Consider the following 26,471-nt stretch of genomic DNA (forward strand, 5'->3'; position numbering starts at 1 on the left):
GACGGAGAGCGAGCCTTGGACTTCGGATACCCGGTTTTAACAAGCCTCATCGTGTTCCCGCTTCTGGCCGCAGCGGGGCTGTTCCTCATCAAAAGCCCGCAGGTTGCGCGCGCCTACACCTTTGGCGCAAGCATCCTGGAGCTGATCCTGGGACTCCCCCTGCTGACCTTCCAGCACAACGCCGAATTCCAGTTCGTGGAAAAGGCGCACTGGGTGCCCCAGTGGGGACTGGAATACGCCCTCGGCATCGACGGCATCAGCTACCTCATGGTGCTGCTGACACTGGCCATACTGCCGCTGTGCGTCATGTGCTCCTGGACCTACATCAGCAAGCGCGTGAAGGAATTCCACTTCTGCCTGCTGTTCATGACCGCGGCCTGCGTGGGCGTTTTCGCCGCGCTGGACCTGGTGCTCTTCTATGTGTTCTGGGAGGCCATGCTCATCCCCATGTACCTCTTGATCGCGGTATGGGGCGGCGACCAGCGCCGCTACGCCTCGCTGAAGTTCTTCCTGTACACCCTGGCGGGCAGCACGCTTTTATTGGCCGCCATCGTGGCCTTCCGCATCACCGGCGGCACCTTCTCGATTCCTGAGCTGATGCACACGAACTTCAGCTTCAACTTCCAGTACTGGGCATTTTTGGCCATGGCCCTGGCCTTCGCCATCAAGGTGCCCATGTTCCCCTTCCACACCTGGCTGCCCGCGGCCCACGTGCAGGCGCCCAGCGCCGGCTCGGTCATCCTGGCCGCAGTGCTGCTCAAGATGGGCACATACGGCTTTCTGCGCTTCTGCCTGCCGCTGACGCCCGACGCCAGCGTATACTTCGCGCCGCTCATGATCGCCGTGTCCATCGCCTCCATCCTGTACGGCGGGGCCATCGCCCTCGGACAGGAGGACATCAAGAAACTGGTCGCCTACTCGTCCGTGGGCCACATGGGCTTCGTGACGCTGGGCATATTCCTGTTCAACCTGCGCGGGGTCGAAGGCGCGCTCTTCCAGATGCTCAACCACGGCATCATCACCGGCGCGCTGTTCATGATGATCGGCACGGTGTATGAGCGCAGCCACAGCCGCGCCATTAGCGACAACATGGGCCTGGGCAAGTATCTGCCGGCCTTCATGGGCTTCTGGGGCCTGTATGCTCTGGCGAGCTTCGGCTTCCCGGGCACCAACGGGTTCGTGGGCGAAATGCTCGTGTTCACCGGCGCGTTCCAGAAGAGCTACTACATCGGCGCGCTCATCGTGCCCGGCGCGCTTCTGGGCGCGGCGTACATGTTCCGCGTGAGCCTCAAGATGGCCTGGGGCCGGCCCAGCACCGCCAAGACCTGGCGCGACCTGAACACCCGCGAGTGGGCGTACCTGCTCATCCCGGCCGTGTTCGTGTTCTACATCGGCCTTGCGCCGAAGCTGATATTCAACCTTGTCGATCCGTCCGTCGAGAAGCTGGTGAACGACCTTACGGCGCGCACCACGACCCAGCAGGTTGCGGCCACGCCCGCGCCCCCTGCCGTCGCCGCTGTGGAAATGCCCGCCGAACCGGTCAACAACTAGGGAGTGGTCGCCGTGGAGTTCAATCCCATCCAGATTGTCCCTGAACTGTATCAGCTTCTGCTGATTGTGGCCCTGTTCTGCCAGAGCCTGGGAGACGGGTCCGAAACGCCGCCTGCGGAGCGTTGGCTTCCGTATTTCGCGGGGTTCGGCATCTTCGTCAACATCGTCTCCTGGGGGGCGGAAGGCCTCATCTTCGGCGGAGCCTACAAGCTTGACGCGCTCTCGCAGTTCTTCAAGCTGGCCATTGCCGCGGGCTTCTACGTGGCCATTCTGAACGCGGCCCGCCAGCCCTCCCTTGCGGAGAGGAAGCGCCCGGACTACTTCATGTTCCTGGCCATTTCCGCCTGGGGCCTGATGATCCTGTCCTCGGCCGTGGAGCTCATCACCATCTACATCGCGCTGGAGATCAGCTCGTACAGCCTCTACGCGGTCATCCCCCTGCGCAACAACGACAAGGGCGCGGCAGAGGCGGGCATCAAGTACATCCTCTTCGGCGCCGTGGCCACGGCCGTCGCCCTGTACGGCTTCTCGTACATTCTGGCCAGCCAGCACACCAGCTACATCGCCCAGCTTTCCAAGGCCAACTGGACCTGGGCCGGACAGCCCATGGCCGTTGTGGGCCTCTCGCTCTTCATGGGCGGCATGTTCTACAAGCTGGCGCTGTTCCCTTTCCACTTCTGGTGCCCGGACGTGTACCAGGGCGCAAGCAACGAGACCGCCGGCTTCGTGGCCACCCTGCCCAAGCTGGGCGCGGTGGTGGTGCTCATCCGCCTGGCCGCGCTGCTCAAGCCCGGTCTGGAGATCACCACGCTGCTGGCGCTGCTCGGCGCGCTGTCCATGACCTTCGGCAACCTGTGCGCCCTGGCCCAGAAGGACCTGAAGCGCATGCTCGGCTTCTCCTCCGTGGCCCACGCGGGCTACATTATGGTCGGACTGGTTTCCGGCACGGCCATGGGCCTTTCCGCCGCGGCCTTTTACGCCCTGGCCTACGTGGCCATGAACCTGCTCTGCTTCTGGGTCATCAGCCGCATCGCCTCCGATGGCCGCAACCTGCAGCTCGACGACCTGAACGGCCTGTACAAGCGCTCCCCCGGATTGGCCTTCGCCCTGGGCGTGGGCGCCTTCGCCCTGGTCGGCCTGCCGCCCACCATGGGCTTCATGGGCAAGTTCTTCCTCATCGCCAGCGCCTGGGACCACGGCTACAACTGGCTGGTCATCACCCTGGTTTTGAACAGCGCCATAGCCATCTTCTACTACTTGAGCCTGGTGCGCCACGCCTACACCCACGAGGCGGGCGAGAACGCCCCCGTGCCCGACAACAGCCCCTTCAGCCTCTGCGGCGCGGGCCTGCTGGCGGCCGTGGTGCTGCTCTTCGGCATGGTGCCCGGCGGGCTCTTCGACTACGCCGTCACCGCGGGCAAGCAGCTGCTGCCCTAGACGCGCGACGACCGACCAAAGAAAAGGCCCGCTTCGGCGGGCCTTTTGCGTTCAGATTCTCGGGTAGTGCAGAAACTGCACGCGCTTTCGCGTCAGCCGCGCAATGATGACAGCGGCGAGGAAAAATGGAATACCAAAAATGAACCAAGCATATTTATTGAGGCCGCGGAGAGCGAAATACTCGGTGATTTCGATGAAAAGCAGGGTGAACAGCGCAGCAGCAAGGGCTGACCACTTGAACAGGTCCAGCCAGCCGATGCCGTAATAGATTCGCGCCTGGCAGCCTGGACAGGTTCTGTCCCCATAGATGGACTGCGTGCTGCAATAGGTGCAAGTTATTGTTTAAATTCATTTTCATTGCTGCACTTTCGCCATTCGCCACGACAATGTCAACGCCCGCAGCGGAGGCCATCATGCACGAAGTCAGCCTTGGCGGCATGCTCACCGATTATCTGACCGGCAAAAGCATTGAGGAGACCACCTACGAGGAGTTCCGCCAGGCCCTGGCGAAATATCTTGTGGAGGAGAAGGGCTACCCCTTGCGCGGGCTCAGGGCCAAGGTGCCGCTCATCTTCAAGATCGACGGCGAGGAGACCGGGCGGCACATCGACCTGGTGGCCTACGACGACGCGGGCGCGCCGGTTGTGCTGGTCATTTTCTGCGCCGGCGACGTGGGCAGCTTCGAACGCGAAACCGTGAGCTGCGCGCGGCTCTTCCCTGGCGGCCCGGTGCCCATCGCCATCGCCTCGGACTCCATCGGCGCGAGCATTCTGGATACCGCGACCGGCGACTGCGTGGACACAGGCGTGCGGGCCATCCCCACCTGGGAGCAGGCCCTGGCCAAAGACGCCAAGACGCCGCGCATCCCCCTGACGCCCGAGCGCCGCAACCGCGAGGAGCGCATCCTCCACGCATACAACGGCTTCCTCTACGGCACCTGCTGTAGCGAATCCTGCCGCATGCCGCCCAAGAGCGGCAAGTAGCGCGTCAGGACCGTATACCCCGCCAGCTCCAGACCCGCTGGCCTGCCTGAAGCCACGGCCCAGCCGCACGCCGGGCAGCGCTCCGAGCGGCCACCCTCCAGGCGTTATCGCTGCCGATTCACGGCCCCCAAGCGCTGTCGCAGGCTTGTTTGTCGGAAACGGCGCCCAGGAACCGCACGCCCCGCCCCCGTTGCAGGCCAGTTTCGCCAGGAACGCTGTTAACCCGCGTCAAAGGCTCAAGCACAGGGCAGCCACTGCGAGCCTTTTCACTGCGGGTGGTCTGCTGCAAGCGGTCCGCTGCGGACGGTCCAATGCGAGCGGTCCAATGCGGGCGGTCCCCTGTGGCCTCAACGCCCCGCTGCCCTTCTGCGCGGCGGAGAGCACTCAAGACGCTTCCGCACTGCCCATAACGCTCCTGGGCCCCATGCAAGGGCCTTGGCAATGCGCCGCGCATTGGCTACTCTGCGCCATACATCCACGGCAGCGCCCACAAATCCGCGCGCCGATACGTGAAGGAGTCCCCATGCAGATTCTCTCCAGTCAGGTCAAAAGCTACATGGAACGCTCGTCCTGGATCCGCCGCATGTTCGAGGCGGGCATCGAGCTGAAGAAGAAGTACGGCGAGGACCAGGTGTGCGACTTCAGCCTGGGCAACCCCGACCTGCCGCCGCCCTCCTGCGTGTGCCAAGGGCTGCACGACATGGCCGAGGAAGCCGCCCAGCCCTTCGCCTTCGGCTACATGCCCAACTTCGGCTACCCCGCCGTGCGCGAGGCCCTGGCCAAGCACGTGTCCAAGGAGCAGGGCGTCAGCGTCACACCGGACTGTCTGGTCATCACCTGCGGCGCGGCAGGGGCCATCAACACCTTTTTCCGCGCGGTCATCGAACCCGGCGACGAGCTGCTCTGCCCGGCGCCGTATTTCGTCGAATACGGCTTCTACGTGGAGAACCACGGCGGCGTGCTCAAGAGCGCCCCGGCCAAGGCCGGCACCTTCGACCTGGACGTGGCCGCTTTGGAGGCCGCCATCACCGACAAGACGCGCATTTTGCTCATCAACTCGCCCAATAACCCCACCGGCGTCGTGTACCCCAAGGAGACGCTGATCGAGCTGGCGGCCATGCTGACGCGCAAGAACGCGGGCCGCACGCGGCCCATATTCCTGCTGGCCGACGAGCCCTACCGCTTCCTGGCCTTTGACGGCATCGACGTGCCCTCGCTTTTGCCGCTCTACCCGTACACGGTGGTGGTCAGCTCCTTCTCCAAGAATCTGTCGCTGCCCGGCGCGCGCGTGGGCTACGCCCTGGTGAACCCGGCCATGCCCGGCAAGGACGAGCTTGTGGGCGGCATCGTCTTGGCCAACCGCATCCTGGGCTTCGTCAACGCGCCCGCCATGGCGCAGAAGCTGCTGCTGAAGGTTTTGGGCTCGCAGGTGGACGCGGGCATCTACGCGCAGCGCCGCGACGCCATGCGCGAGGTGCTGGACGCGGCCGGGTACAACTACCCCCTGCCGCGCGGCGCGTTCTACTTCTTCCCGCAGGCCCCCGGCGGCGACGATGTGGCCTTTGTGAACCTGCTGGTGGAGGAGCGCATCCTGGCCGTGCCGGGCAAGGGCTTCGGCTGCCCCGGGCACTTCCGCCTGGCCTTCTGCGTGGGCGAGGACGTCATCCGCCGCTCAGCCGAGGGCTTCAAGCGCGCCATGGCCAAGGTTAAGGGGTAGAGACCGCCTACGGCGAAGCATGACCTTGCCAGGGGCTTGTTTGCGCGCACCGGTGGCGGCATCGCCCTGCGAAGCGGCTTGCGCTCAAGGCCGACACGCCCAGGCCTGACAGACCGTCTTGCAATCAAAAGGGAGACGGCACAGCCGGAACGGCGGACCATACCCTTTGAGGCAGGATTGCCCCCAGCCGAACAGCAGCCCTCATCTGCCCCACTCCAACGAAAAAGCCCCTGACTGCTTGCGCAGCCAGGGGCTTTGTTCTTGCTCGGTCCGTCGACTTACCAGTTGGCGTCGGCGAAGGGGTTGGAGCCCAGGCCGAAGTCGGCCTCAGGCTCGCCGCCCACGGCGGGAGCGCCGGAGGCGTCGCCGCCAGCGGCCGGGGCAGAGGCGTCGCCAGCGGCAGCGCCACCGGCCACACCGGCCACGACCACACCCTGGGCCTTGACCTTGGCCACTTCTTCCATGAGCTGCTCAAGCTTCTTGATGTGCTCGTCCATCTTGGAGTTGGACACCTGCAGCTTGGCGTCGCCGGAGTTGGCCTGCTCTTCCAGGGGGCTTCAGCTTGGCCTTGAGGGCCTTCACTTCGTCGCCCTTGTCCGCGGCTTCCTTGGTCAGCTTCTCCACCTGGGCGGAGAGGGTGGCGTTGGCGGCGCGCAGTTCGGCCATCTTGGTCAGAATGCCCTGGGCCTGAGCCAAAACGGCGTCGGGCAGGGGCTTGATGGCGACCTTTTCGCCCAGGGCGGCAATGTCGCCCGCGGCGGCTTTGGCGAGCTGGGGCTCCTGCTCGTAGATCCAGGCCTTGGAAAGGGCGGCGGCGATGGGCGCGAACTCGGCGTCCACTTCGCCCTGGGTCAGGAACGAAAGCATTTCAATGAGGCTGCCATCGGCGGCCTGCGCGCCTTTGAGGCACGACACGAACGTATTGATCGGGAAAACTTTAGCTTCAGCCATTGGAGTTCCTCCTTAATGGTCGGGAAAACCTATCGTTCAGTTGTATCGCTTACCAGCGCCGTTAGTTCAGCTCGCCCATGGGCAGGCGGCCGATCTTGCGTGCGTAGGCCAGGGCCACAGTACGGTAGACCACGTGCCCAAGCTTGGACCAGGGCAGGTAGGCGAGCAGCATGAACACACAGATCAGGTGCAGGTAGTACGTGGGGTAGCCGAGCATGGGCTGGCCGATGAGACGGAAGATCTCACTGCCGATGCCGGTGAGGGCGATGCCCCAGATGACCGTGATGAGGTACCAGTCGTACCAGCTGGACGTGCTCTTGGCGGCGTCGAGCGAGGTGCGGCGGCTGGTGAGCTTCGTCAGGCCGTACACGAGAGCCACGGCGCCGGCGTTGGCCAGCAGCTTCACGGGGCTCCACAAAGGCATGGGGGTGTGGCCGGCCCAGGCGATAAGCCCGGCGATGCCGCCCTCGATGCCCATGATGTGCACCAGGAACCATGCGCCGAACCAGTGGCCGAAGGCCACGACGCCGGTGACGATCATGAGCGCGATGAAGGCGTAGAAGACGAAGAGGTGCCCGGTGAAGCGCTGCACGTCTTTTTCTTCCTGGCCGCAGTTCTTGAAGCGGCTATGCTGGGCCACTTCGCTCTTGAGCGTGTCGATGAGGCAGGCCAGGAAGCTGGGCTCCGGGCCGCGGCCGACGATGAAGGTGCGCGGCATGCTCTGGAAGCTCTTGAGCATGTTCGCGATGCCTCCGGCGAAGCAGAACGCCATGAAGGCGAACACCGCGCCGAAGATCGGGTCGATGGTGTAGTCGCCGGGGAAGAGGCCGCCGTAGATGATGGCGCCCTCGGCCGCGACCTTGAGCTCGTGGCCTTCAGCCACGAAGAGCGGGAACGCGGTGCCCAGCTTGCCGGCCATGACCGACCAGATGAAGCCATACAGGATGGCCGGGATGAGGAACAGGATGGGCAGGTACTTGGAGCTGCTCATCCAGGTTCCGATGATGCTCGGCTTGGCCAGGTTGCGGTAGGCCATGTTGCGCAGCGCGGCGAGCAAATCGCCGGGCTTGGCGCCACGCGGGCACAAATCAGAGCACGTGCCGCAATTGTGGCACAGCCAGATGTCGATGTCGTTGAGCAGGCGGTCCTTGAGTCCCCACTGGGCCCAGACCATCTCCTTGCGGGGATAGGGGGCGTCGGCCGGGGAAAGCGGGCACGCAACACTGCAGGTAGCGCACTGGTAGCACTTTTTGAGCGACTCGCCGCCCACCTGCTGCAGTTCCTGAACGAATTTCAGGTCCGGTTGAACCCTGACGGTATTCGACATGGTTCCAAACCTCCTAGTAGCCCTTGAACGGGTTGGGCCCGAACTTGGTGATGACTTCGGTCATGAAGCGGTCGATGATCCCAGGCACCTTGTCGTACTCGTCGATGGAGACTTCGTACTGCTCCACGCGCTCGGCCTCGACTCCGAGACGACCCAGCGACTCGGCGATGTTGGTCTTGCGGCGGCTGCACAGCTCGGAGCCCTTGACGAAGTGGCACTGGTAGTCCGGGCCGTATTTGCAGCCCAGCATGATCACGCCGTCCACGCCCTTGCTGATGGCGTCCGCAACCCAGATGGCGTTGACGGAGCCGAGGCAGCGCACGGGGATGAAGCGCACGAACGGGCTCCAGCTCTTGCCGCGGAAGCCGGCCATATCCAGCGCCGGGTAGGCGTCGTTCTCGCAGCAGAGCACGATGACGCGAGGTCCGCCGGCGACCATGTCGTCCGGCACGTACACTTCTTTGATGGTCGAGCCGATCTGGTCGATGTTGTAGTTGTCGAAGCTGATGACGCGCTCCGGGCAGGCGCCCATGCAGGTGCCGCAGCGGCGGCAACGCGTCGGATTCGGCTTCGGCGTTCCCTTTTCGTCATCGTCCAGCGCGCCGAAGGGGCATTCCTCGGTGCAGCGCTTGCACTGGGTGCAACGCTGGAAGTTGAAGATGGGGTAGCTCATGTCGCCGGAGCGCGGGTGCACGGCCACGCCGTGGTTGGCGGAGCTGATGCACTGCACGGCCTTGAGCACGGCGCCCGCGGCGTCTTCACGCGCGGTGGCCATGGTCATGGGCTGACGCACGCAGCCTGCGGCGTAGACGCCGGTGCGGCGGGTTTCGTAGGGGAAGCAGATGTAGTTCGAGTCCGCGAACCCGTCGAACAGGTCCAGGTCGGGGAAGCCCAGGCCCTGGCGGTAGGTGAAGTTCATGGTGGCCTCGTGCGCGGTGGTGGGCACCACGGCCGTGGGCAGAACCACGAGGTCGGCCTTGATCTCGACATCCGCGCCAAGGAGCGTGTCCTTGGCCTTCACGATGACGCCGCCATCGGCGTCCGCCGTCACGGCGGTGATGGTGGCCTTGGAGAGCATGATGCCCGCATCGTCCTGCGCGACCTTGTAGTAGCGCTCGTTGATGCCCGGCACCATCATGTGGTCGTACAGCACCATGGCCATGGCGCCGGAGAGCTTCTCGCGCACGTAGCCGGCCTGTTTGAGCGCCACCAGGCTGGTGAGCTCGGAGCTGTAGGCCAGGTGCTTGGCGCTTTCCTTCGAGGGATACGCGGGAGCCTCGGCCTCGCCTTCGGCGGGAGCTTCGGCAGGCGCCTCGGCCGGGGCATCGCCTTCGGCGCAGGGTTCCTCGGCCGCGGCGGCCTTGGTGCACAGGCTTACGTCGGTCAGGAAGGCGACCACGCCGGGAGCCTTGCCGTCAGAGGGGCGCTTGATCTCGCCCGCTTTGACCATGGCTTCGAACTCGGCCGCGGTGACCACGTTCTTGATGCTGCCGTAGCCCATGGGGGCCAGGAAGCCCTTGTCGCCCGGGACCCAGCCCGTGGCCAGAACCACGGCGCCGATCTCGAACTTCTGCTCGCCGCCCGCGTTCACGGTGGCGGTGTACTGGCCGGGCGCGCCCTCAAGGGACGTCAGCTCGGCGCTCACGAGCACCTTGACTTTCGGGTTGGCGTTCACGGCCTCGATGAGGGCCGCGATGCCGGTGTCTTCCGTCTGCGTATAGGGCGCGGAGAGCGGGAAGGACTTGTACATGGTGGCCGCCTTGCCGCCGAGGGCGGGAGCCTTTTCCACCAGGACAACGTCCTTGCCGATCTTGGCGGCTTCCAGGGCGGCGTTGAGGCCGGTGAAGCCACCGCCGAGCACCAGGATGGTCTTGAAGGTTTCGGGCGTCTCGGGGGCGGGGATGCGGCTCTTGGAGAGCTTCATCATGCCCATGCGGACGTAGTCTTTAGCGATGACGGGCAGCTGGCCGGGGACGTTGGCGTCCTCCTTGAAGCTCCACACGCACTGTTCGCGCAGGTTGACGCGCTCGACCTGAACCGCACCGAACTGGAAGATGTCCCACTTGACGCGGGGCGAGCAGGCGCAAAGCACCACGCCGTCCAGCCCGTTGGCGGCAATGTCGGCCTCAATCTCGGCCTTGCCTTCGGGGCTGCACAGAACGGCGGACGACTTCACCACGGGGGTGATGTTCGCCAGCTTGCTTTTTTTCGCGTAATCCACCAGCTCGTCCACATTGAGGGACTTGCCGATGTCGCAACCAGCACAGATATAAACTCCAAGCTTTTCAGCCATGGGCTACCTCCCCACCACGTTTTGAATGGCTTTCAGGGCGGCGCCGGTGCCGGTCTGGGCGGTCTTCATCACGTCCAGGGGCAGTTTGGCGCAGCCAGCGGCGAACACGCCCTTGTCGGCGCCGCCGGTGATGAAGCCGTCTTCGTCCACAGGAACCTGAACAGGAAGCTTGGAACCCGCGCAGCTGGGCTGCATGCCGGTGGCCAGGACGACGAGGTCGAACTTTTCCTCGCCCTTGATCCCGGTGACCGCGTCTTCAACAGTGACGATGGGGCTCTGGCATTCGCATTCGGTAATCTTGGCCACCTTGCCCTTGACCAGGCGCAGCTTGTCGTCGGCGGCAACCTTCTGCATGAAGTTGTCGTAACGGCCCGGGGTGCGCAGGTCGATGTAGAACACGGTCACCTGGGCATCCGGATTCTTTTCGCGGATGTAGGTGACGTGCTTGAGCGAGGCCATGCAGCAGATGTAGGAACAGTAGTTCAGGTGGTTCTCGTCGCGGCTGCCGGCGCACTGCACGAAGGCGATGCGCTTGGGCTCACGGCCGTCGGACGGACGCAGGATCTTGCCGCCGGTGGGGCCGTTGGGGGCCGCCAGGCGCTCGAACTGCATGTTCGAAACCACGTTCTTCAAGGCGCCGCCGCCCAGGTTGGTCAGCTTGGCCATGTCGTAGGGCTTCCAGCCGGTGGCCCACACAATGGAGCCGACCTGCAGGTCGACGGTCTTCTCGGCGTCGGCCGGGTTGACCGCGCCATAAGGGCAGGCGGCCGCGATCTTGTCCATCTCGCCGGGGGCGCAGTTGGCCGCGTCCACCACATAGCGCTGCGGGAAGGCGAAGATATGGGTGCGGTAGGCGGTCTTGCGGTCGGCGATGCCCAGGTCGAACTCGCTGGGAACGCTGGTGGTGGCGGCCTTTTCGCAGTCGCCGCACATGGTGCAGTTGGCGTTCACATAGCGGGGGCGGATTTTGATCTTGACGTCAAAAGCGCCCGGACCGCCGGTGACGGCAGCCACTTCGGCCATGGTGAAGAACTTCACCTTGGGGTTGTTTTTGATGCGCTGGAACTGGATTTCCAGACCGCAGGAGGGCGGGCAGAGTTTCGGGAAATACTGGTTGAGCTGCGCCACCCGGCCGCCGAGATATGGATTCGTCTCGACGATGTAGACCTCGTGGCCGACTTCCGCGGCTTCGAGGGCGGCGGTGATCCCGGCAAATCCGCCGCCGACGACGAGAATACTGTTGTTCGACATTCGCTGTCCTCCCTCTGTAGTGTGCCAGACCGGTTTTTCTGTCCGGTCCGGGCCGATGGGCTCTTGCCTCGGCGTGGGATTTCCCCGTGCCCGCGCAGGGCAGGGTTCAAGAGCGGCTCCGGGGTGGAGTCACGCTGCAAAATACCCCTGCGTGGGCGGAAATGACCCAGCCGTGAAAATGGCCCGAACCCGGACTGCAACACACCTGTTCCAGCACGGGTTCAGACCACTTCCCCGTCTGGGAAGTGTGGCGGCTGCGAGGCAAACGCCCCGCAGCCGCCGATGTCAACTCATGTCCCTACTGAGCGTCGGGAATGATCTGGATGTAAGGCTTCTTGAAGATCTTGATCTCTTTCTTGGCCGGGTCGTACTTCGAGTTCACGAAGCACTTCCACTTGCTGTCATCCAGGCCCATCGCGTCGCCACGATAGTAGAAGCCGGGGTAACGGGTCTCTTCACGGAACTCGATGTGCTGGAGGTGCAGGCGCACGGTCCACAGACGGTGGAACTGCTCCCAGCAGCGCATCAGCTCGTGCAGGTCGCGGGCGGCCAGCTTCTTGCTGTCTTCTTCCATCATGCCCATGAGCCAGAAGGCGGTCTTCAGCAGAGCACCGGAGGTCATGTACAGGGTGGCGCAGCCTCCGCCGTACTCGTCGGTGCACTTGATGAGGCGCATCATGAAGTTCTTGGGGGTGATGTAGTTCGGGTTGATCTCGGGAGCGGTGGAGGCACCCTTGAACTTCTCGAAGGTGTACATGGGCTGGTAGATCTCTTTGGCGAGATCAGCGGCCTTCACAGCCAAGGTGGGCTTGAAGTCCTTGTGATCCTGAACCCAACGGACCATCTGCTTGCCGCAGATGCGGCCTTCAGCGTGGGAGCCGGAGGAGAACTTGTGGCCGGAGGCGCCAACGCCGTCAGCGCAGGTCCAGAGGCCCATGACGGTGGTCATGCGGTTGTAGACCTTGCCGTTGTCGGCGCGGACTTTGTACTCCTCGGGAACCCAGGCCTCGTCCGGACCGGAAACCCAGATGCCGCAGCAACCGGAGTGCGAACCGAGCAGGTACGGCTCGGTGGGCATGATCTCGGAGCCACGCTCTTCAGGAGCGCAGTTGGTGCAGGCCCACAGGTTGGCCATGCCGACGCACATGTCGAGGAAGTCTTCCCAGGCTTCGCTCTCAAGGTGCTTCCAGAGGGGGCTCTTGAAGTCGCCATTGATGGTGGTGGTCAGCGCGGTCTTGGTGTCCATGAAGATGGGACCACGGCCTTCACGCATTTCACGCAGCATCATGTGGTTACGCAGGCAGGTCGGGATGATGTGACCCTTGGCGTAGCCGCGATCCTCGTAAGGCTTCAGCATGGCGCGGTTGGTGGCGCAGTAGTCTTCGCCCTTGTAGTTCGTGGCCTTGGCCTTGAACAGCAGGAACCAAGCGCCGACCGGGCCGTAACCGTCCTTGAAGCGGGCGGGCACGAAGCGGTTTTCCATCATGGTCATTTCGGCGCCAACCTGAGCGCACATGGTGTAGGTGGAACCAGCGTTCCAAACCGGGTACCAGGCGCGGCCCATGCCCTCACCAGTGGAGCGGGGACGGAACACGTTGACCGCGCCGCCGCAAGCCACGAGGCAAGCATTGCAGGTGAAGACGTACACTTTGTTTTCACGGGTGCTGAAGCCCACGGCACCGGCGATGCGGTTCGGGGTGTTGGCATCCAGGAGCAGCTTCACGATGAAGATGCGCTCCAGGTAACGGTCGTCACCCAGGGCTTTTTTGGCGGCTTCAGCAACGATGACCTTGTAGGACTCACCGTTGATCATGATCTGCCAGCGGCCGGAACGCACGGGGGCGTCGCCGTTGCGCAGGGAAAGGCCAGCGGCCTTGGCCTGGGCGCCGTCGAGGTTGTGGCCGTCTTTTTTGATCCAGACGGGCAGGCCCCATTCTTCAAACAGGTGGACGGAGTCGTCAACGTGGCGGCCGAGGTCGAAGATCAGGTCTTCGCGGACCAGACCCATGAGGTCGGTGCGGACCATGCGGACGTAGTCGTCCGACTTCTGCTCTTTGCCAACGTAGGTGTTGATGGCGGAAAGGCCCTGGGCCACGGCGCCGGAACGCTCGAGGGAGGCCTTGTCCAGCAACATGATGGAGATGCCACCGATCTTGTCGGCCCAACGGCACGCCTCGTAGGCGGCGCCGCAGTTGCCCATGCCGCCGCCAACCATCAGGATGTCGACATGCTTCTCAACGATGGTCGGCTCAGCCAGGGGGACGCCTTTGACAACTTCTTTAGCGGGAATCTGAGGCATAGCTACCTCCGTATGCTCTCTCTAGAGTTGATTGAATTCAAGCCTTCGCAACTCAAAGCAAGCGTGACCGCTGCTAAAGTTAGTCGCAGACGGCGTCGAGCCAGCACTGGCTCTTGTCGGCCTCGGTGATTTCGAACTTCTTCATGATGGCGTTCTCGGGGGTGGCCAGAGCGCCGGTCTCCGTGAACAGCAGTTCGTCGTCGAGGTTGGCGCCTTCGGGCTTGCCACCGAAGCAATCGATGGAGCCTTCAGGAGTGGTGCGAATGGGGAACTTGAAGCGCTTCACGGCACCGCTGCGGAACTTGACGGTCCACATGATGTCTTCAGCCGAACGCATGGGGATGGACGTGCCGCCCATCGGAGCGAAGTCGGCGTAGGGGCGGGCTTCGATGGCGCCCTGGGGGCAGATTTTCACGCAAGAGTAACATTCCCAACAAGCGTCAGGCTCCTGGTTGTAGGCTTTCATAGCCTCGGGATCCAGGATCATGAGGTCGTTCGGGCAAATGTACATGCAGGCGGTCTTCTCGCCACCCTTGCAGCCGTCGCATTTTTCCGGATTGACAAAGGTCGGCATAACACTTCCTCCTAACAGGTTTAAATTAAAGCAGTTACCGACACGATCCACAGCCAACTACGTGCTCTTACACAGGCACGGACTTGTGAAAACTCACGATTACCCAGCCTCTTCGAGGGTGTCAAGACGAAAGTGAATTTTTGAACAAGGCTCTTGCCCCGCTCCTCCACCTGCCCAAACACTCTAGACAAGTTCTACCAATTTCAACGAAAAATCCGGATGCCGCCGGGATTTTCCCGCGAAACTGGACCTGGCTTCTTCGCGATTGCTTCGCAAGCCGTCTTTTTATGCCGTAGCTTCCGGGTGCATACTCCAGGTCATCCAGTTTGCGCAAGCCCTTTTTCCGATTCCGGCGGTTCCGCAACTATCACATGTTACAGGAAAACATGCTATTCCGCCACTTTGTCCTCCGCTTATGCACTGGTTTACGAAAATGCTCTTGACACAACTTTCACAATCAGCGCATAGTACGTCTGCTCAATTTGTCCAAGGGCTGCGGTTATTCCGCTTTCTGCCCTGCGGTCATCCCAAATACGGGTCTGACCAGGGACGGCGACCCCTAGAGCTCCGGGTCTGCGCACAGGCGCTTCCCGCTGGAGCCATGGTTTTCGGCAGAGGTAGTAGCACATAAACCCGGTATTATTTTTAGGAGAAACAGAGATGGCATCGAAACTCGTTCCCCCTCATGGCGGTAAAGGCCTCGTCTGCATGCTGCTCGAAGGCGCTGCGCTCGCCGCTGAAATCAAGAAGGCCGCTGGCCTGAAGAAGATCGAAATCTCCTCCCAGGAGAAGGGCGATCTGATCATGATGGGCATCGGCGGCTTCAGCCCGCTGACCGGCTTCATGGGCAAGGCCGACTGGAAGAGCGTTTGCGAAAAGATGACCCTGACCGACGGCACCTTCTGGCCCATCCCGGTCATGCTCGCCACCGAAGACGCCTCCGTTAAGGCCGGCGACGAAATCACCCTGGAGCGCAACGGCACCGTCATGGCCACCATGAAGGTCACCGAGAAGTTCGAGCTTTCCGAAGCCGAGCGCACCTGGGAGTGCGAGAAGGTCTACAAGGGCGAAGGCGCCGACAGCCAGACCGACTTCATGGGCACCGCCATTAAAGATCACCCGGGCGTCCAGATGGTTCTCGCCCGCAAGCAGTTCTGCCTCGCCGGTCCGGTGAAGGTCCTCTCCGAGGGCGGCTTCCCCGAGAAGTTCCCCGGCGTTTACAAGAGCCCCGCTCAGCTCCGCGCCGAGATGGACGAGCGCGGCTGGGGCGACGTTGCCGCTCTGCAGCTGCGCAACCCCATGCACCGCTCTCACGAGTACCTGTGCAAAATCGCCGTTGAAATCTGCGACGGCGTTGTCATCCACTCCCTGGTTGGCGCTCTGAAGCCCGGCGACATCCCGGCCGAAGTCCGCGTTGACGCCATCAACACCCTGGTCGAGCACTACTTCGTGAAGAAGAACGTGATCCAGGCCGGTTACCCCCTCGACATGCGTTACGCCGGTCCCCGCGAGGCCCTGCTGCACGCCCTGTTCCGCCAGAACTACGGCATGAACAAGCTCATCGTCGGCCGTGACCACGCTGGCGTGGGCGACTTCTACGGCATGTTCGAAGCTCAGGAAATCTTCGAGAAGATTCCTTGCTCCGGCAACGCTGGCAAAGACCTGCAGACCAAGCCCCTGAAGATCGACTGGACCTTCTACTGCGTGAAGTGCGACGGCATGGCCTCCATGCGCACCTGCCCTCACGGCAAGGAAGACCGCGTCATCCTCTCCGGCACCAAGCTCCGCAAGATGCTGTCCGAGGGCGGCGACGTGCCCGATCACTTCGGTCGCGAGGAGTGCCTGGTCATCCTGCGCAAGTACTATGCCGGCCTCACCGAGAAGGTCGAAGTCAAGATGCAGAAGGCCGCTTCCGGCGCCGGCATGTAATCGACCAGCTCAAGTTCCGCTTATTCGGGGCGTCCTTCGGGGCGCCCCTTTTTTTCGCCCGCGCTCCTGGCGCCTTGCCGGGCGGCGCGCTTCCTGCTATCTTTCCGCAATGGGACAAATACTCGTTACCGGCGGTGCCGGGTACATTGGCGCGCAGACGGTCAAACGCCTCGTTGCGGCCGGGCACGCGGTCGTCGTGCTGGACAACCTCTCCACCGGCCACCGCGACTTCGCCCGCTTCTGCGACTTCGTGCAGGGCGACGTGCGCGACCCGGTCATCCTCGACAGCATCTTTTCCAGCCGCACCATCGACGCCGTGGTCCACTTCGCCGCCGCCAGCCAGGTGGGCGAAAGCGTCCGCGACCCGCTCTTCTACTACCAGAACAACGTCAGCGGCGCCGTGTCCCTGCTCACCTCCATGCGCCGCCACATGGTCAATTCCCTCGTCTTCTCCTCCACCTGCGCCGTGTACGGCCCGCCCTTCGAGGGGCTCTTGACCGAGGACCACCCCCTGGGACCGCTTTCGCCCTACGCCCGGTCCAAGCGCATGATCGAGGAGATTCTGGAGGACATGGCCCGCGCCACCGGGCTCAAATACATGGCCCTGCGCTATTTCAACGCCGCCGGGGCCGACCCCGAAGCCGAGGTGGGCGAGCGGCACCAGCCCGAGACACACCTCATTCCCCTGGTGCTGCAAACGGCGCTCGGCCTGCGCGGGCAGATAGAAATCTTCGGCGACGACTACCCCACGCCCGACGGCACGGCCATACGCGACTACGTCCACGTCCTCGACCTGGCCGACGCGCACATCCTGGCCCTGGCGCACCTCAAGTCCGGCGGGGCCTCCGGGGCCCTCAACCTCGGCGGCGGCCAAGGCCACTCCGTGCTGGAGGTCATCCAGGCCGCGCGCGCCGTCACAGGCCAGCCCATTCCGGTGCAGGTCGTGCCGCGCCGCGCCGGAGACTCCACCCGCCTGGTGGGAGACGCCGCCCGCGCCCGCGCCGTTCTGGGCTGGACCCCGCGCTACACCGACATCGAGGCGATCATCGCCACGGCCTGGGCCTGGCACCAGAAAGACGCCGAGGCCGCAACGCCGCGCTGAACCTCCCCATGCGCAAGGCTTTGACATTTCCGACCATACTGGTATTCACCAGAGACACAGATCAACCCCCTGGAGGCTGCCGCCTATGCTCGTACGCGATTGGATGACCAGCAATGTCATCACGCTGGGCCTCAAGACCACCGTTGTGGACGCCGCGGAAATCATGCGCACAAAGAAGGTCCGCCAGTTCCCCGTCATCGATGAACAGGGCAGGCTGGCCGGCATCGTGTCCGACCGCGACATCCGCGACGCCATGCCCTCCAAGTACCTCCCCGGCGATTCCGTCACCGGCGGCACCCTGGCCAGCCTGCGCGCGGCCGACATCATGACCCCCGAACCCTCCACAGTCTCGCCCATCACCCCCATGGACATGGTGGCCAACATCCTCATGCGCCACAAGTTCGGCGGCCTGCCCGTGGCCGACGAGGCCGGGCGCATCGTGGGCATCATCACCGTGGCCGACGTGCTGCGCTTCTTGTGCACCGCAGCCGGCGTGCAGCGCGGCGGACCGCAGATAGCCTGCCGCCTGGAGGCCAAGCCCGGCCCGCTCTCCGCCCTGCTCGACTTCCTGCGCGCCGAGGGCGTGCGCATCGGCTCCGTGTTCACCGCCAACGACCACACCAACCCCGCCTACCGCAACGCTTACGTGCGCATCGTGGACATGGGCGCCCACACGGTGGAAACCCTCGTCAACGCATTGAAGGACAAGTTCCACCTGCTCTTCTACGTGGAGGACGGCCGCACCACCCTGGTGGAGAAGTAAAAAAGCAATGCGGCGGGACTCCGTCCCCCCGCGCCCCCCTGGCCGGGTGGGATGATCCCCCCCGGACCCCCGCAACGGCGAAAAGCCCCGGTCGAGCAGACGCTCGGCCGGGGCTTTTCGCTGGCAGACGGCCGGGTCCGGCAAGCACGGGCGCGTCTGCAAACAGCCCTGTTCGGATAGCGGCGAAAGAAAGAAGGCGGCACGGCAGGCGGAACGCCACGCCTGGCGCCAAGCCCGGGAACCGCGCCAGGGGAAGGTCCTGCGCGCCCTACTCCGTTTCGTCCAGCATGGAGAGGTCGCCGGGGGCCTCGCCCGTCTCCTCGGCCTTGAGCAGGCGGCGCAGAATCTTGCCGCTCTTGGTGCGTGGCAGGGTCTCGCGGAACTCCACGCTCTTGATGGCCGCCACCGGGCCAAGCTCCTTGCGCATGTGCTTTTGCAGCTCCACCATCAGCTCGTCCGAGCCGCTGAAGCCCTCGTTGAGAATGATGAAGGCCTTGGCGGCCTCGCCCTTGATCTTGTCCGGCACGCCGATGACCGCGGCCTCGGCCACGGCCGGGTGCACGCGGAAGGCGTTCTCCAGTTCCGCCGTGCCCAGGCGGTGCCCGGCGATATTCAGCACGTCGTCGGCGCGGCCCTGAATCCAGAGAAAGCCGTCCTCGTCGCGCTTGGCCACGTCGCCGGCCAAATACTTGCCGGGGAAGCGCGCAAAGGACTGCCGGTACTTTTCCTCGCCGTCCGGCCCGTCGATGCCGGTCATCATGGCCGGCCAGGGCCGGGTGACGACGAGCAGTCCGCCCTTGCCCTGGGGCACGGGCTTGCCCTCGCGGTCCACCACGTCCACCTCCACGCCGGGCAGGGGCTTGGTCACGCTGCCGGGCTTGAGAAGCGAGATGGGCAGGGGCGAGATCATGAACATGCCGGTCTCGGTCTGCCACCAGGTGTCGAGCAGCGGGCACTCCCCGCGGCCGATGTGCCGGTAGAACCACAGCCAGGTCTCCGGGCCGATGGGCTCGCCCACGGTGCCCAGCAGGCGCAGGGTGGAGAGGTCGTGCATGCGCGGGTACTGCGGACCGAAGCGCATGAGCATGCGGATGAGCGTGGGCGCGGTGTAGAAGATGGTCACGCCGTATTTGGAGACGATGTGCCACATGCGGTCGGCCTGAGGGTAGTTCGGGTGGCCCTCGTAGATCAGCGTGGTGGTGCCGGCCAAAAGCGGGCCGTAGACCACGGCGCTGTGGCCGGTCACCCATCCCAGGTCCGCCGTGCACCAGAAAATATCCGTGGGCTTGATGTCGAACACGTGGTTCAAGGTGCGGTGCACGCCGACCATGTAGCCGCCGTGGCAGTGGGACACGACCTTGGGCGCGCCCGTGGTGCCGCTGGTGTGCAGCAAAAAGAGCGGATCATTGGCGTCCATGACCTCGGCGGGCGAGTCCGGCCTTTCGCGCCGCACCACGTCGTCGAACCAGAAGTCGCGCCCTTCCTGCATGTCGGTGTCCACCTTGGCGCGGTGCACCACCACGACGGAATCGACACAGTCGGCGCAGGCACCCACAAGGGCCTCGTCCACAATGGGCTTGAGCTTGATGATCTGCCCGTTGCGGTAGAAGCCGTCCGCCGTGACCACGAGCTTGGCGTTCACGTCCTTGATGCGCGCGCGCAGGGCCTTGGCCGAGAACCCGGCGAACACCAGGGCGTGCACCGCGCCGATGCGCGCCGTGGCGAGCATGGCGATGACGGCCTCGGGCAGGGGCGGCATGTAGATGACAACGCGGTCGCCCTTTTGCACGCCAAGGGTGCGCAAGGCTCCGGCGAAGCGGTTCACCTCGCGGTACAGCTCATAATAGGTGAACTTGCGGCTGTCGCCCGGTTCGCCCTCCCAGATGAGGGCCAGCTTGTTCTTGTTGGCCGTCTCGATGTGGCGGTCCAGGCAGTTGTAGACGATGTTGCAGCGCGCGCCCGGAAACCAGCGGTAGAAGGGCGCGTTCGACTCGTCGAGCACCTGGTCCCACTTCTTGTACCAGTCCAGCTCGTCGGCGGCCTCCTCCCAGTAGCCCAGGGGGTCGTGCGCGGCCTGACGGCGAAAGCCCTCCAGCTCCTGGGGGTTCACATTGGCCGCAATGACCAGCTGGGGCAGGGGCCGGAAGACGCGCAGCTCCTGCGCGAGGCTGTCCAGGGTTCCGCTTGGTTCCATGATCTGTCCTCCTCGGGCGGCGGGGCCATGTCCCCGCTTCTCGCCCCGGTCCCGCATGGCCCGGCTATAACACCGGCTCGCGCCTCGCGGGCTGTTTCATTCGACGGACGGCGACGGGGAGGCGGTGAACGGACAATGTCCGCGCCGCAGCGCACGCCCCTCGCCCCGGCTAGAAGCCCAGCACCTGCTTGAGGCTCGCTATGCGCCTGCGGCTGATGGGCAGCTCGATGCGCGTGCGGCCGGCCGTGCGCAGCATGAAGTTGCTGCCGGGAAGCGACGCGATCTCCGTCACCATGTCCAGGTTCACCAGGTACTTGCGGTGCACGCGGAAGAAGCGGTGCGGGGCCAGGCGCTCCTCCAGGTACTTCACGCGGTAGCTGGTGAGGTATTTTTGCTGCGCCGTGTGCACATACGAATAGTCCTCGTAGGCCTCCACGAACACGATCTGGCCGTAGGGCACCAGGAACATGCGGCCGTCCTGGCTCACGGCCAGCTTCTCTATCTCCGGGGTGCGCGCCTGGTTGGTGTCCCAGGCCTGTTTGAGGGCGGAGAGGAAATGGTCCTGCTCGTCGTCCTCAAGGGGCAGCGAAACGGTCTTCTCATCCCCGTCGGCCCAGTTCTCGGACCAGTCCGGCACGGCCTGGGGCTGGGTCTCGTCCCACTTCTCGGGCATGGGCACCTCGCGGAAGCGCGACTTGAACTCCGAAAGCTTGGCCAGGGTCTTTTGGATGCGGTCTTCCGAGGCGGGCCAGAGCAGGTAGTCCGTGGCGCCGAGCTCAAAGGCGGCATAGGCCTGCGCCTCGCCCGCGGCCAGGAACACGAGGGCGGGCTTGTTCTTCCGGCCGGAGAGCATTTGCGCCAGCTCCAGGCCGGAGACCCCGCCCGGCAGATCGAGGGCCAAAAACAGCGCGCCGTAGGGAATGGCCTCGATGAGCTCCATGGCCTCGAAGGCCGTGACGGCCTCGCCCAGCACCGAAAGAAACCCCGCGCCCGAGAGCGCCTGGCGCAGGTCGCGGCGGACCAGCGGGTCCGGGTGCAGCAGCAGGGTTTTGAGCTTGGCCATGGGCGCTTTTTCCGGTTGGCGCGAACATTGCGCCCTGGGCCGGCCGGCGGGCGCGAGGCCTCGGCCTCACTTGTCCTTGTGCCGCAAAACATCCCCCGGCGCAAGGCTGGCTTGCGGATGCGCGCGGGCTGATGTAGCCTTGGGCCATGAATCAGCCCGCCCCCATCGCCGTCCTCTCCGACGTCCACGGCAATCTGGAAGCCCTCAACGCCGTGCTGGCGGACCTGGACGCCCGGAACATCACGCGGGTGCTGAACCTGGGCGACATGGTGGGCTACGGCCCCCAGCCCGACGCCTGCGTGAAGCTCCTGCGCGAGCGAGGCGTGGAGTCGGTTTTGGGCAACCACGAGCACGGCCTGCTGGAGGCCCAGGCGCGGGGCTGGTTCAACCCGCAGGCGCGCAAGGCCCTGGACCGCACGCGCGCGCTGTTGTCCGACGACGCCCTGATGTACTTCCGCACCCTGCCCCGCACCCTGGAGGCGGAGGGCGCGCTCTTTGTGCACGGCTGCCCGCCCGGCCTCGTGTCCAAGTACCTCTACGAGCTGGACGACGACGGCCTGCGCGAGGCCTTCGCCCTGTACCCGAACCGCCTGTGCTTCGCCGGGCACACCCACGAACTGGAGCGCATCAGCCTCATCGACAGGGGCGAAGGCGAACGCGCCAAGATAGAGCGCAAGGCCCTGGGCAAGGGCGTGCTCGCCCTGGACCGCTCGGCGCGCCACATCATCAACGCCGGGGCCGTGGGCCAGCCGCGCGACGGCAACAACAAGGCCAAATACATCGTTTGGGAGCCGCAAACCGACTGGACTGCGGAAAAGCCGGGCACGCCGGACAAGATAGAAGTGCGCTTCGTGCCCTACGACATCGCCAAAACCGCGGCGGACATCATCGAAAAAGGGCTGCCCTCGGTCTACGCCGACCGGCTCTGGTAGCTTTCGATCAAGGGAAAGCGCACCCAGACGCGCGCGCCGCCGCCTTCTTCCTCGCCGATTCCCACTTGCCCCTCCAGCTGTTCCGCAGCGGCCTGCAAGCACTGCAAGCCAAAGGAGCCGCGCCCCAGCTCCTGCGGGTCGCCGCCGAAGCCCACGCCGTTGTCGGCCACGCTGAGTTCGGCCACGCCGTCCTCCTCGCGCAGGGCCACGGTGATGACGCCCTTGCGGCCGTCCGGAAAGGCGTGCTTGATGGCGTTGGTCAGGCCCTCGGCCAAGAAGATGGCGCAGGGCACCACCTGGGCGGGCAAAAGCCCCAGCGCCTCGACGCTGAGCGCCAAGGCCAGGGCGGCCTGCGGCGGCGGCGGGGCCTGGGCCTCGAACAACGTGCGCGCCAGCAGCTCCACATGGGCCTTGGCGTCCACGGGCGCCTCCGGCGAGCCGCTGCCCATGGCCTCGTGGGCCTTGGAGAGGGCCAGCACGCGGGCGCCGGCGTCGGCCAGGGAATGGCGCGCCGCGGGGTCCGTGGTTTGTATCTCCTGAAAGCGCAGCATGCTGTGCAGCAGCGAAAAGCTGTTCTTGATGCGGTGGTGCGCCTCGCGCAGGCGGAAGGGCGCGGCCGGGTCCGAATGGGCGCGCAGGGCCAGGGCCACCTCGATGGCCGCGCGGATCTGGGTGTTCTGGCAGGGCTTGAGCAGATAGGCGCTGGGCAGGGCGCGCCGGGCCCGGCGCAGCACGTGCTCCTCGCCGTGGGCCGAGAGCAGCACCACGGGAATGTGCAGGTCGCGCTGGATGGTGGCGCAGGCGTCTATGCCGTCCACCGGGTCGTCCAGGCCGTCATGGTGCCCGCCGCCATTGCCGTCGTTGCCCGCGGGCGGGCCGCCGCCGGGCATGACGATGTCCATGAGCACAAGGTCCGGCCGGAGACTGCGGGCCATGTCCACGGCCTGCCAGGCCGTGCCGGCCACCCCGGCCAGTTCGAAGCCTTCGGATTCGAGCAGTTCGCCAATCTGCATGGCGATGATGGATTCGTCGTCGGCCACCAGAATGCGCGGACGTGGACGGCTGGATTCGAACATGGAGGCTCTCCCATGGAAAACCCGCGGCCGGGCGGATTGCACGGTCAGCAAAGGACCTGATCTTTCTCGCTATATTGACAGATAGGCTTGAGAGGGAGGGCTGTCAACAGACACGGGGGGAACATCCGCAGAAAAGTCGAGCTGTTACTTCAGAGGTACTGGTTCTTCGGCCAGGCGGGCGGCCAGGCGCATGGTCAACAGCGCTCCGGCGAGGTCCTGGCAGGGCTCGTCCAAACGGCCCGTGCGCACCAGCCGGGCAAAAGCCGCAAGCTGGGCCACAAAGCCCGGCTTCACGCCCTGATCCGCGGCGTCCGGCTCCAGGGTCAGCGCGGTGCCGTCGGCATAGGTCACGCGCCCGGTCTCCAGGGGCTTGAACTCCACGGTGACGCCCTCGCCCTTGAGCACCACGCCCCAGCCGCCCGGCGAATGCCAGTTGGCCGTGTACGAGCCCAGCGCACCGCCCGCAAAGCGCAGGCAGGCCGCGAACTGGTCGCCCAGGGGCTCGCGCAGGCTGGAGCACAGCGAGAGCACCTGCGCGGGCTCGCCGCCGAAGTGGCGCAACAGGTCGATGGTGTGCGTGGCGTTGGCGAAGAGCCAGGCCCGGATGACGTCCTCGGAAAAGCGGTTGGCGCCGCGCACCACGTTCATGCGCTCGTTGCCCTCCACCAGCACGGCCAAGAGCCGCCCGCGCTCGCGGATCTTCTCCACGCCCTGGCGGAACACGGAATAATGCCTGCGATTGAAGCCCACCATGGTGCGCGCGCCCTTTTCCGCCGCCGCGCGGGCCACGTCCTCGGCCTCGGCCACGCTGAGGCCCACGGGCTTTTCCAAAAACAGCGGCAGCCCGAGGTCCAGGCAGGAAAGGGTCATGGCGGCCATGGTCTGGGGCGGCACAAGGACCATGAGGGCGTCCGGCCGGGCCTGCTCCACCAGCTCGCGCGGGGAACCGGCCACCAGGGGCACGGCGAACTCCTCGGCCAGGGCCAGGGCCTTGGCGCGGGTGCGCGAGGTGAGCCCCACGGCCTCCACGTCCGCCAGGCGGGCCATGGCGAGCAGGTGCTGCCGGGCAATGTTCCCGGCGCCGATGAGGCCGATGCGCACGGGCTTTTCCTGGGCGGTCGCGGATGCGGTCATGCGGACGTTCCTTTTGCTGTGTTCGCGGCGCTCTTCCGGCCGGGCTAGGTGATGGGCACGTCGAGCTGCAAACCTGCACCGGTGAGGGGCAGGGAGACCCGCGCGCCGCCGTTCTGCGACGAAAGGTGCGCGGCCATGACCACGTCCACGGACTCTATGCCCGCGTGGACCGTGTCGTGCGCGTGCGCGCCCACCAGGTCGGCCAGGCAGTCGGCCGTGGCCTGCACGATGTCGAGCGCCGGGCCGTGGTCCAGGGGAGCGGGCTCCGGCTGCACCAGGCGCGTCTTGACCACGTGGCGCTGGTCCTGCGGACGGGCCGTGGCGCTGGCCGCGCCCGCGGGCGGCGGGGTGCAGTCGTCTGTTTCGGCCACGCCCTCGGTGCCGACCACGATGCAGCGCGAGGCCCTGGGCACGTCCTCGGAAAGTTCGAAGTCGCCCACGAAGCGCCAGCCGTCGGCGCACTCGAAGCCCACGCTCACCTGTCCGCCCGGATCGAAGAACTGCGGGCCGCGCACGTTGGGCGCCGGGTTCTGCGTCAGCTCCGCGCTGACCCAAACGGGCCGGGCGTCGAAGAGCCAGCCAGCGTAGTCGAAATAGTGCAGGCCCACGCAGCCCACGCCGCCGCCGCCCACAATGGCCCAAAAGCGCCGGGGCCTACCCACCAGCCCGCCCTGCATGGCCTGGCGGAAATACAGGCAACGGGTCAAAAAGCGGCGGCACAGGTTCACGGCCAGGCGCGTGCCGAAGGTCTGGCAGGCGGCGGCCATCTCGCGCGCGCTTATGCCGCTGGTGCTCATGGGCTTTTCGCACAGCACATAGGGAATCTTGGCCGCGGCCGCGGCCAGCACGATGTCGCGGTGGCTGGGGCCGTTGGTGGCCACGCACAGCAGGTCCACCCCGCCCAGGGAGAGCAGGTCGCGCCAGTCGGAAACCGTGGCGGCCTGGCCCGGGCGCGCGGCGGCGAGCTCCTCCGCGGCCTTGCGGTTCACGTCGCACAGCCCGACAACGGGAATGCCCAGGGCGTCCAGTGCGGCCACATGCCGCCGGCCCATGCCGCCCAGTCCGATGACGGCGGCCTTGAGCCCGGCCGCCGGGGTGATGTTCTTGCTCGCTTCGGTCATTAAATGCGTCCGGCCTTTTTGAGGATGAGTTCGCAGATTTCAAAGTCCAGCAGTTCGTCGATGTCCCAGGAGCGTTCGCGGGGCATCTCGTAGCCGCGCGTCTCCGGGGTCAGGTAGCTGCGGGTCTTGGCCAGCCATTGGCAGTCGGCCACGTACACCGCGCCGTTGGGCTCCAGGCAGCGCGGCAGATCCTGCCTGCGGGTGTGGAAGCGCTCCTGCGTCAGAACCGGGGCCATGAGGCCGTCTTCGCCCATGGTGAAGGTGTAGTAGGGGCTGGTGGCGGCCTCGGTGACGCCGATGAGGCAGGGCCAGGCGTTGTCGAGGCAGCGGGCGATGGCGCCGTCCACGTCCTCCACCATGCGCAGGGGCGAGGTGGGCTGGAGCAGCACGATGTAGTCGTAGTGCTCCGGCTTCAGGGCCTCCACCGCGTGCAGCACAGGGTCCACGCCGGGGGTGGTGTCGCGCGCGAGCTCCGCCGGGCGCACAAAGGGCGTCTCGGCTCCGTGGGAGCGGGCCACGGCGAGGATGGCCTCGTCGTCGGAAGAGACGATGACCCGGTCGAGGTAGGCGGAGCGCCGGGCCTCGCGGATGGACCAGGCGATGAGGGGCAGGCCGCCCAGGTCGCGGATGTTCTTGCCGGGGATGCCCTTGCTGCCGCCGCGGGCGTTGATGGTGCACAGGATGCGCTTGTTCTTGTACATGGCCGGATCGTCTCCTTTGCTGGGCGGTTCCATAGCCTGTTTGGGCCCGGCCCGCAATGCCGCGCCCCGGGAC

At 65.3% G+C, this 26,471-nt stretch carries 22 protein-coding genes; 9 read left to right on the top strand and 13 right to left on the bottom strand.

What is annotated here, in order from left to right; genetic code table 11:
* Nucleotides 1-15 precede the first annotated feature (15 nt).
* From ACYQ4W_RS11230 to ACYQ4W_RS11250, 5 genes are all read left to right on the top strand, one after another.
* Complete coding sequence (locus tag ACYQ4W_RS11230; protein WP_459856526.1) at nt 16-1,551, top strand: complex I subunit 4 family protein; 1,536 nt, start codon at nt 16-18, stop codon at nt 1,549-1,551.
* 12 nt (nt 1,552-1,563) lie between these two features.
* Nucleotides 1,564-2,988 carry an NADH-quinone oxidoreductase subunit N gene (locus ACYQ4W_RS11235; RefSeq protein WP_459856529.1) on the top strand — a complete coding sequence of 475 codons (1,425 nt, stop codon included), beginning with the start codon at nt 1,564-1,566 and terminating at the stop codon, nt 2,986-2,988.
* Nucleotides 2,989-3,054: 66 nt separating this feature from the next.
* Nucleotides 3,055-3,219 carry a hypothetical protein gene (locus tag ACYQ4W_RS11240; RefSeq protein ID WP_459856532.1) on the top strand — a complete coding sequence of 55 codons (165 nt, stop codon included), beginning with the start codon at nt 3,055-3,057 and terminating at the stop codon, nt 3,217-3,219.
* 182 nt (nt 3,220-3,401) lie between these two features.
* Nucleotides 3,402-3,971, top strand: coding sequence for a type I restriction enzyme HsdR N-terminal domain-containing protein (locus ACYQ4W_RS11245; RefSeq protein WP_459856535.1), 570 nt, complete (start codon nt 3,402-3,404; stop codon nt 3,969-3,971).
* A 523-nt stretch (nt 3,972-4,494) separates the two neighbouring features.
* Nucleotides 4,495-5,688 (top strand): pyridoxal phosphate-dependent aminotransferase, encoded by a 1,194-nt coding sequence (locus ACYQ4W_RS11250; RefSeq protein WP_459856538.1) that lies wholly within the window; start codon nt 4,495-4,497, stop codon nt 5,686-5,688.
* Nucleotides 5,689-5,966: 278 nt separating this feature from the next.
* Here ACYQ4W_RS11250 and ACYQ4W_RS11255 read toward each other — a convergent pair whose 3' ends face one another.
* The 7 genes from ACYQ4W_RS11255 to aprB all read right to left on the bottom strand — a co-directional run bounded on the left by ACYQ4W_RS11255 (nt 5,967) and on the right by aprB (nt 14,383).
* Entirely contained in the window at nt 5,967-6,185 is a 219-nt protein-coding gene (locus ACYQ4W_RS11255; protein WP_459856540.1) for a hypothetical protein, read from the bottom strand.
* Entirely contained in the window at nt 6,160-6,639 is a 480-nt protein-coding gene (locus tag ACYQ4W_RS11260; protein WP_459856543.1) for a hypothetical protein, read from the bottom strand. Before ACYQ4W_RS11260 ends, ACYQ4W_RS11255 begins: the two co-directional genes overlap by 26 nt.
* Nucleotides 6,640-6,700: 61 nt before the next feature.
* Complete coding sequence (qmoC, locus tag ACYQ4W_RS11265) at nt 6,701-7,966, bottom strand: quinone-interacting membrane-bound oxidoreductase complex subunit QmoC (protein ID WP_459856546.1); 1,266 nt, start codon at nt 7,964-7,966, stop codon at nt 6,701-6,703.
* A 13-nt stretch (nt 7,967-7,979) separates the two neighbouring features.
* Complete coding sequence (locus ACYQ4W_RS11270) at nt 7,980-10,259, bottom strand: hydrogenase iron-sulfur subunit (RefSeq protein WP_459856549.1); 2,280 nt, start codon at nt 10,257-10,259, stop codon at nt 7,980-7,982.
* Nucleotides 10,260-10,262: 3 nt separating this feature from the next.
* Nucleotides 10,263-11,510, bottom strand: coding sequence for a CoB--CoM heterodisulfide reductase iron-sulfur subunit A family protein (locus tag ACYQ4W_RS11275; RefSeq protein ID WP_459856552.1), 1,248 nt, complete (start codon nt 11,508-11,510; stop codon nt 10,263-10,265).
* Nucleotides 11,511-11,808: 298 nt separating this feature from the next.
* Nucleotides 11,809-13,809, bottom strand: coding sequence for an adenylyl-sulfate reductase subunit alpha (gene aprA, locus ACYQ4W_RS11280; protein WP_459856555.1), 2,001 nt, complete (start codon nt 13,807-13,809; stop codon nt 11,809-11,811).
* 79 nt (nt 13,810-13,888) lie between these two features.
* On the bottom strand, nt 13,889-14,383 hold the full coding sequence (aprB, locus tag ACYQ4W_RS11285; protein WP_459856558.1) for an adenylyl-sulfate reductase subunit beta: 495 nt from the start codon (nt 14,381-14,383) through the stop codon (nt 13,889-13,891).
* 660 nt (nt 14,384-15,043) lie between these two features.
* On the opposite strand from aprB, the gene sat reads away from it, so the two are divergent.
* From sat to ACYQ4W_RS11300, 3 genes are all read left to right on the top strand, one after another.
* On the top strand, nt 15,044-16,312 hold the full coding sequence (gene sat, locus ACYQ4W_RS11290; protein ID WP_459856561.1) for a sulfate adenylyltransferase: 1,269 nt from the start codon (nt 15,044-15,046) through the stop codon (nt 16,310-16,312).
* Nucleotides 16,313-16,421: 109 nt separating this feature from the next.
* On the top strand, nt 16,422-17,414 hold the full coding sequence (gene galE / locus ACYQ4W_RS11295) for a UDP-glucose 4-epimerase GalE (RefSeq protein ID WP_459856563.1): 993 nt from the start codon (nt 16,422-16,424) through the stop codon (nt 17,412-17,414).
* 85 nt (nt 17,415-17,499) lie between these two features.
* On the top strand, nt 17,500-18,177 hold the full coding sequence (locus tag ACYQ4W_RS11300; protein WP_459856566.1) for a CBS domain-containing protein: 678 nt from the start codon (nt 17,500-17,502) through the stop codon (nt 18,175-18,177).
* A gap of 268 nt (nt 18,178-18,445) precedes the next feature.
* Here the strand turns inward: ACYQ4W_RS11300 and acs are convergent, their stop codons facing one another.
* Together acs and ACYQ4W_RS11310 are read right to left on the bottom strand one after the other, a co-directional pair.
* On the bottom strand, nt 18,446-20,371 hold the full coding sequence (acs, locus tag ACYQ4W_RS11305; RefSeq protein WP_459856568.1) for an acetate--CoA ligase: 1,926 nt from the start codon (nt 20,369-20,371) through the stop codon (nt 18,446-18,448).
* A 169-nt stretch (nt 20,372-20,540) separates the two neighbouring features.
* Nucleotides 20,541-21,434 carry a LytR/AlgR family response regulator transcription factor gene (locus ACYQ4W_RS11310; RefSeq protein ID WP_459856571.1) on the bottom strand — a complete coding sequence of 298 codons (894 nt, stop codon included), beginning with the start codon at nt 21,432-21,434 and terminating at the stop codon, nt 20,541-20,543.
* A 146-nt stretch (nt 21,435-21,580) separates the two neighbouring features.
* On the opposite strand from ACYQ4W_RS11310, the gene ACYQ4W_RS11315 reads away from it, so the two are divergent.
* The gene (locus ACYQ4W_RS11315; RefSeq protein ID WP_459856574.1) at nt 21,581-22,366 is read left to right on the top strand and encodes a metallophosphoesterase family protein; all 786 of its coding nucleotides are present in this window, start codon (nt 21,581-21,583) and stop codon (nt 22,364-22,366) included.
* Here the strand turns inward: ACYQ4W_RS11315 and ACYQ4W_RS11320 are convergent.
* The 4 genes from ACYQ4W_RS11320 to ACYQ4W_RS11335 all read right to left on the bottom strand — a co-directional run bounded on the left by ACYQ4W_RS11320 (nt 22,345) and on the right by ACYQ4W_RS11335 (nt 26,398).
* Nucleotides 22,345-23,442: a response regulator gene (locus tag ACYQ4W_RS11320; protein WP_459856576.1), complete on the bottom strand. Its 1,098-nt coding sequence runs from the start codon at nt 23,440-23,442 to the stop codon at nt 22,345-22,347. The genes ACYQ4W_RS11315 and ACYQ4W_RS11320 overlap by 22 nt on opposite strands.
* Before the next feature lie 144 nt (nt 23,443-23,586).
* Complete coding sequence (locus ACYQ4W_RS11325; RefSeq protein WP_459856579.1) at nt 23,587-24,576, bottom strand: Gfo/Idh/MocA family protein; 990 nt, start codon at nt 24,574-24,576, stop codon at nt 23,587-23,589.
* 44 nt (nt 24,577-24,620) lie between these two features.
* Nucleotides 24,621-25,697 carry a Gfo/Idh/MocA family protein gene (locus tag ACYQ4W_RS11330; protein ID WP_459856582.1) on the bottom strand — a complete coding sequence of 359 codons (1,077 nt, stop codon included), beginning with the start codon at nt 25,695-25,697 and terminating at the stop codon, nt 24,621-24,623.
* Entirely contained in the window at nt 25,697-26,398 is a 702-nt protein-coding gene (locus ACYQ4W_RS11335; protein WP_459856585.1) for an acylneuraminate cytidylyltransferase family protein, read from the bottom strand. Before ACYQ4W_RS11335 ends, ACYQ4W_RS11330 begins: the two co-directional genes overlap by 1 nt.
* Nucleotides 26,399-26,471 lie beyond the last annotated feature (73 nt).

This window comes from Humidesulfovibrio idahonensis (assembly GCF_054657715.1).

Coding starts and splice junctions, on each gene's coding strand:
- ACYQ4W_RS11325 (WP_459856579.1), bottom strand. CDS start 24,576: ATGACCGCATCCGCGACCGCCCAGGAAAAGCCCGTGCGCATCGGCCTC.
- aprB (WP_459856558.1), bottom strand. CDS start 14,383: ATGCCGACCTTTGTCAATCCGGAAAAATGCGACGGCTGCAAGGGTGGC.
- ACYQ4W_RS11260 (WP_459856543.1), bottom strand. CDS start 6,639: ATGGCTGAAGCTAAAGTTTTCCCGATCAATACGTTCGTGTCGTGCCTC.
- ACYQ4W_RS11335 (WP_459856585.1), bottom strand. CDS start 26,398: ATGTACAAGAACAAGCGCATCCTGTGCACCATCAACGCCCGCGGCGGC.
- galE (WP_459856563.1), top strand. CDS start 16,422: ATGGGACAAATACTCGTTACCGGCGGTGCCGGGTACATTGGCGCGCAG.
- ACYQ4W_RS11320 (WP_459856576.1), bottom strand. CDS start 23,442: ATGTTCGAATCCAGCCGTCCACGTCCGCGCATTCTGGTGGCCGACGAC.
- aprA (WP_459856555.1), bottom strand. CDS start 13,809: ATGCCTCAGATTCCCGCTAAAGAAGTTGTCAAAGGCGTCCCCCTGGCT.
- ACYQ4W_RS11255 (WP_459856540.1), bottom strand. CDS start 6,185: ATGGACGAGCACATCAAGAAGCTTGAGCAGCTCATGGAAGAAGTGGCC.
- qmoC (WP_459856546.1), bottom strand. CDS start 7,966: ATGTCGAATACCGTCAGGGTTCAACCGGACCTGAAATTCGTTCAGGAA.
- ACYQ4W_RS11315 (WP_459856574.1), top strand. CDS start 21,581: ATGAATCAGCCCGCCCCCATCGCCGTCCTCTCCGACGTCCACGGCAAT.
- ACYQ4W_RS11275 (WP_459856552.1), bottom strand. CDS start 11,510: ATGTCGAACAACAGTATTCTCGTCGTCGGCGGCGGATTTGCCGGGATC.
- ACYQ4W_RS11310 (WP_459856571.1), bottom strand. CDS start 21,434: ATGGCCAAGCTCAAAACCCTGCTGCTGCACCCGGACCCGCTGGTCCGC.
- ACYQ4W_RS11330 (WP_459856582.1), bottom strand. CDS start 25,697: ATGACCGAAGCGAGCAAGAACATCACCCCGGCGGCCGGGCTCAAGGCC.
- ACYQ4W_RS11250 (WP_459856538.1), top strand. CDS start 4,495: ATGCAGATTCTCTCCAGTCAGGTCAAAAGCTACATGGAACGCTCGTCC.
- ACYQ4W_RS11270 (WP_459856549.1), bottom strand. CDS start 10,259: ATGGCTGAAAAGCTTGGAGTTTATATCTGTGCTGGTTGCGACATCGGC.
- ACYQ4W_RS11245 (WP_459856535.1), top strand. CDS start 3,402: ATGCACGAAGTCAGCCTTGGCGGCATGCTCACCGATTATCTGACCGGC.
- sat (WP_459856561.1), top strand. CDS start 15,044: ATGGCATCGAAACTCGTTCCCCCTCATGGCGGTAAAGGCCTCGTCTGC.
- acs (WP_459856568.1), bottom strand. CDS start 20,371: ATGGAACCAAGCGGAACCCTGGACAGCCTCGCGCAGGAGCTGCGCGTC.
- ACYQ4W_RS11300 (WP_459856566.1), top strand. CDS start 17,500: ATGCTCGTACGCGATTGGATGACCAGCAATGTCATCACGCTGGGCCTC.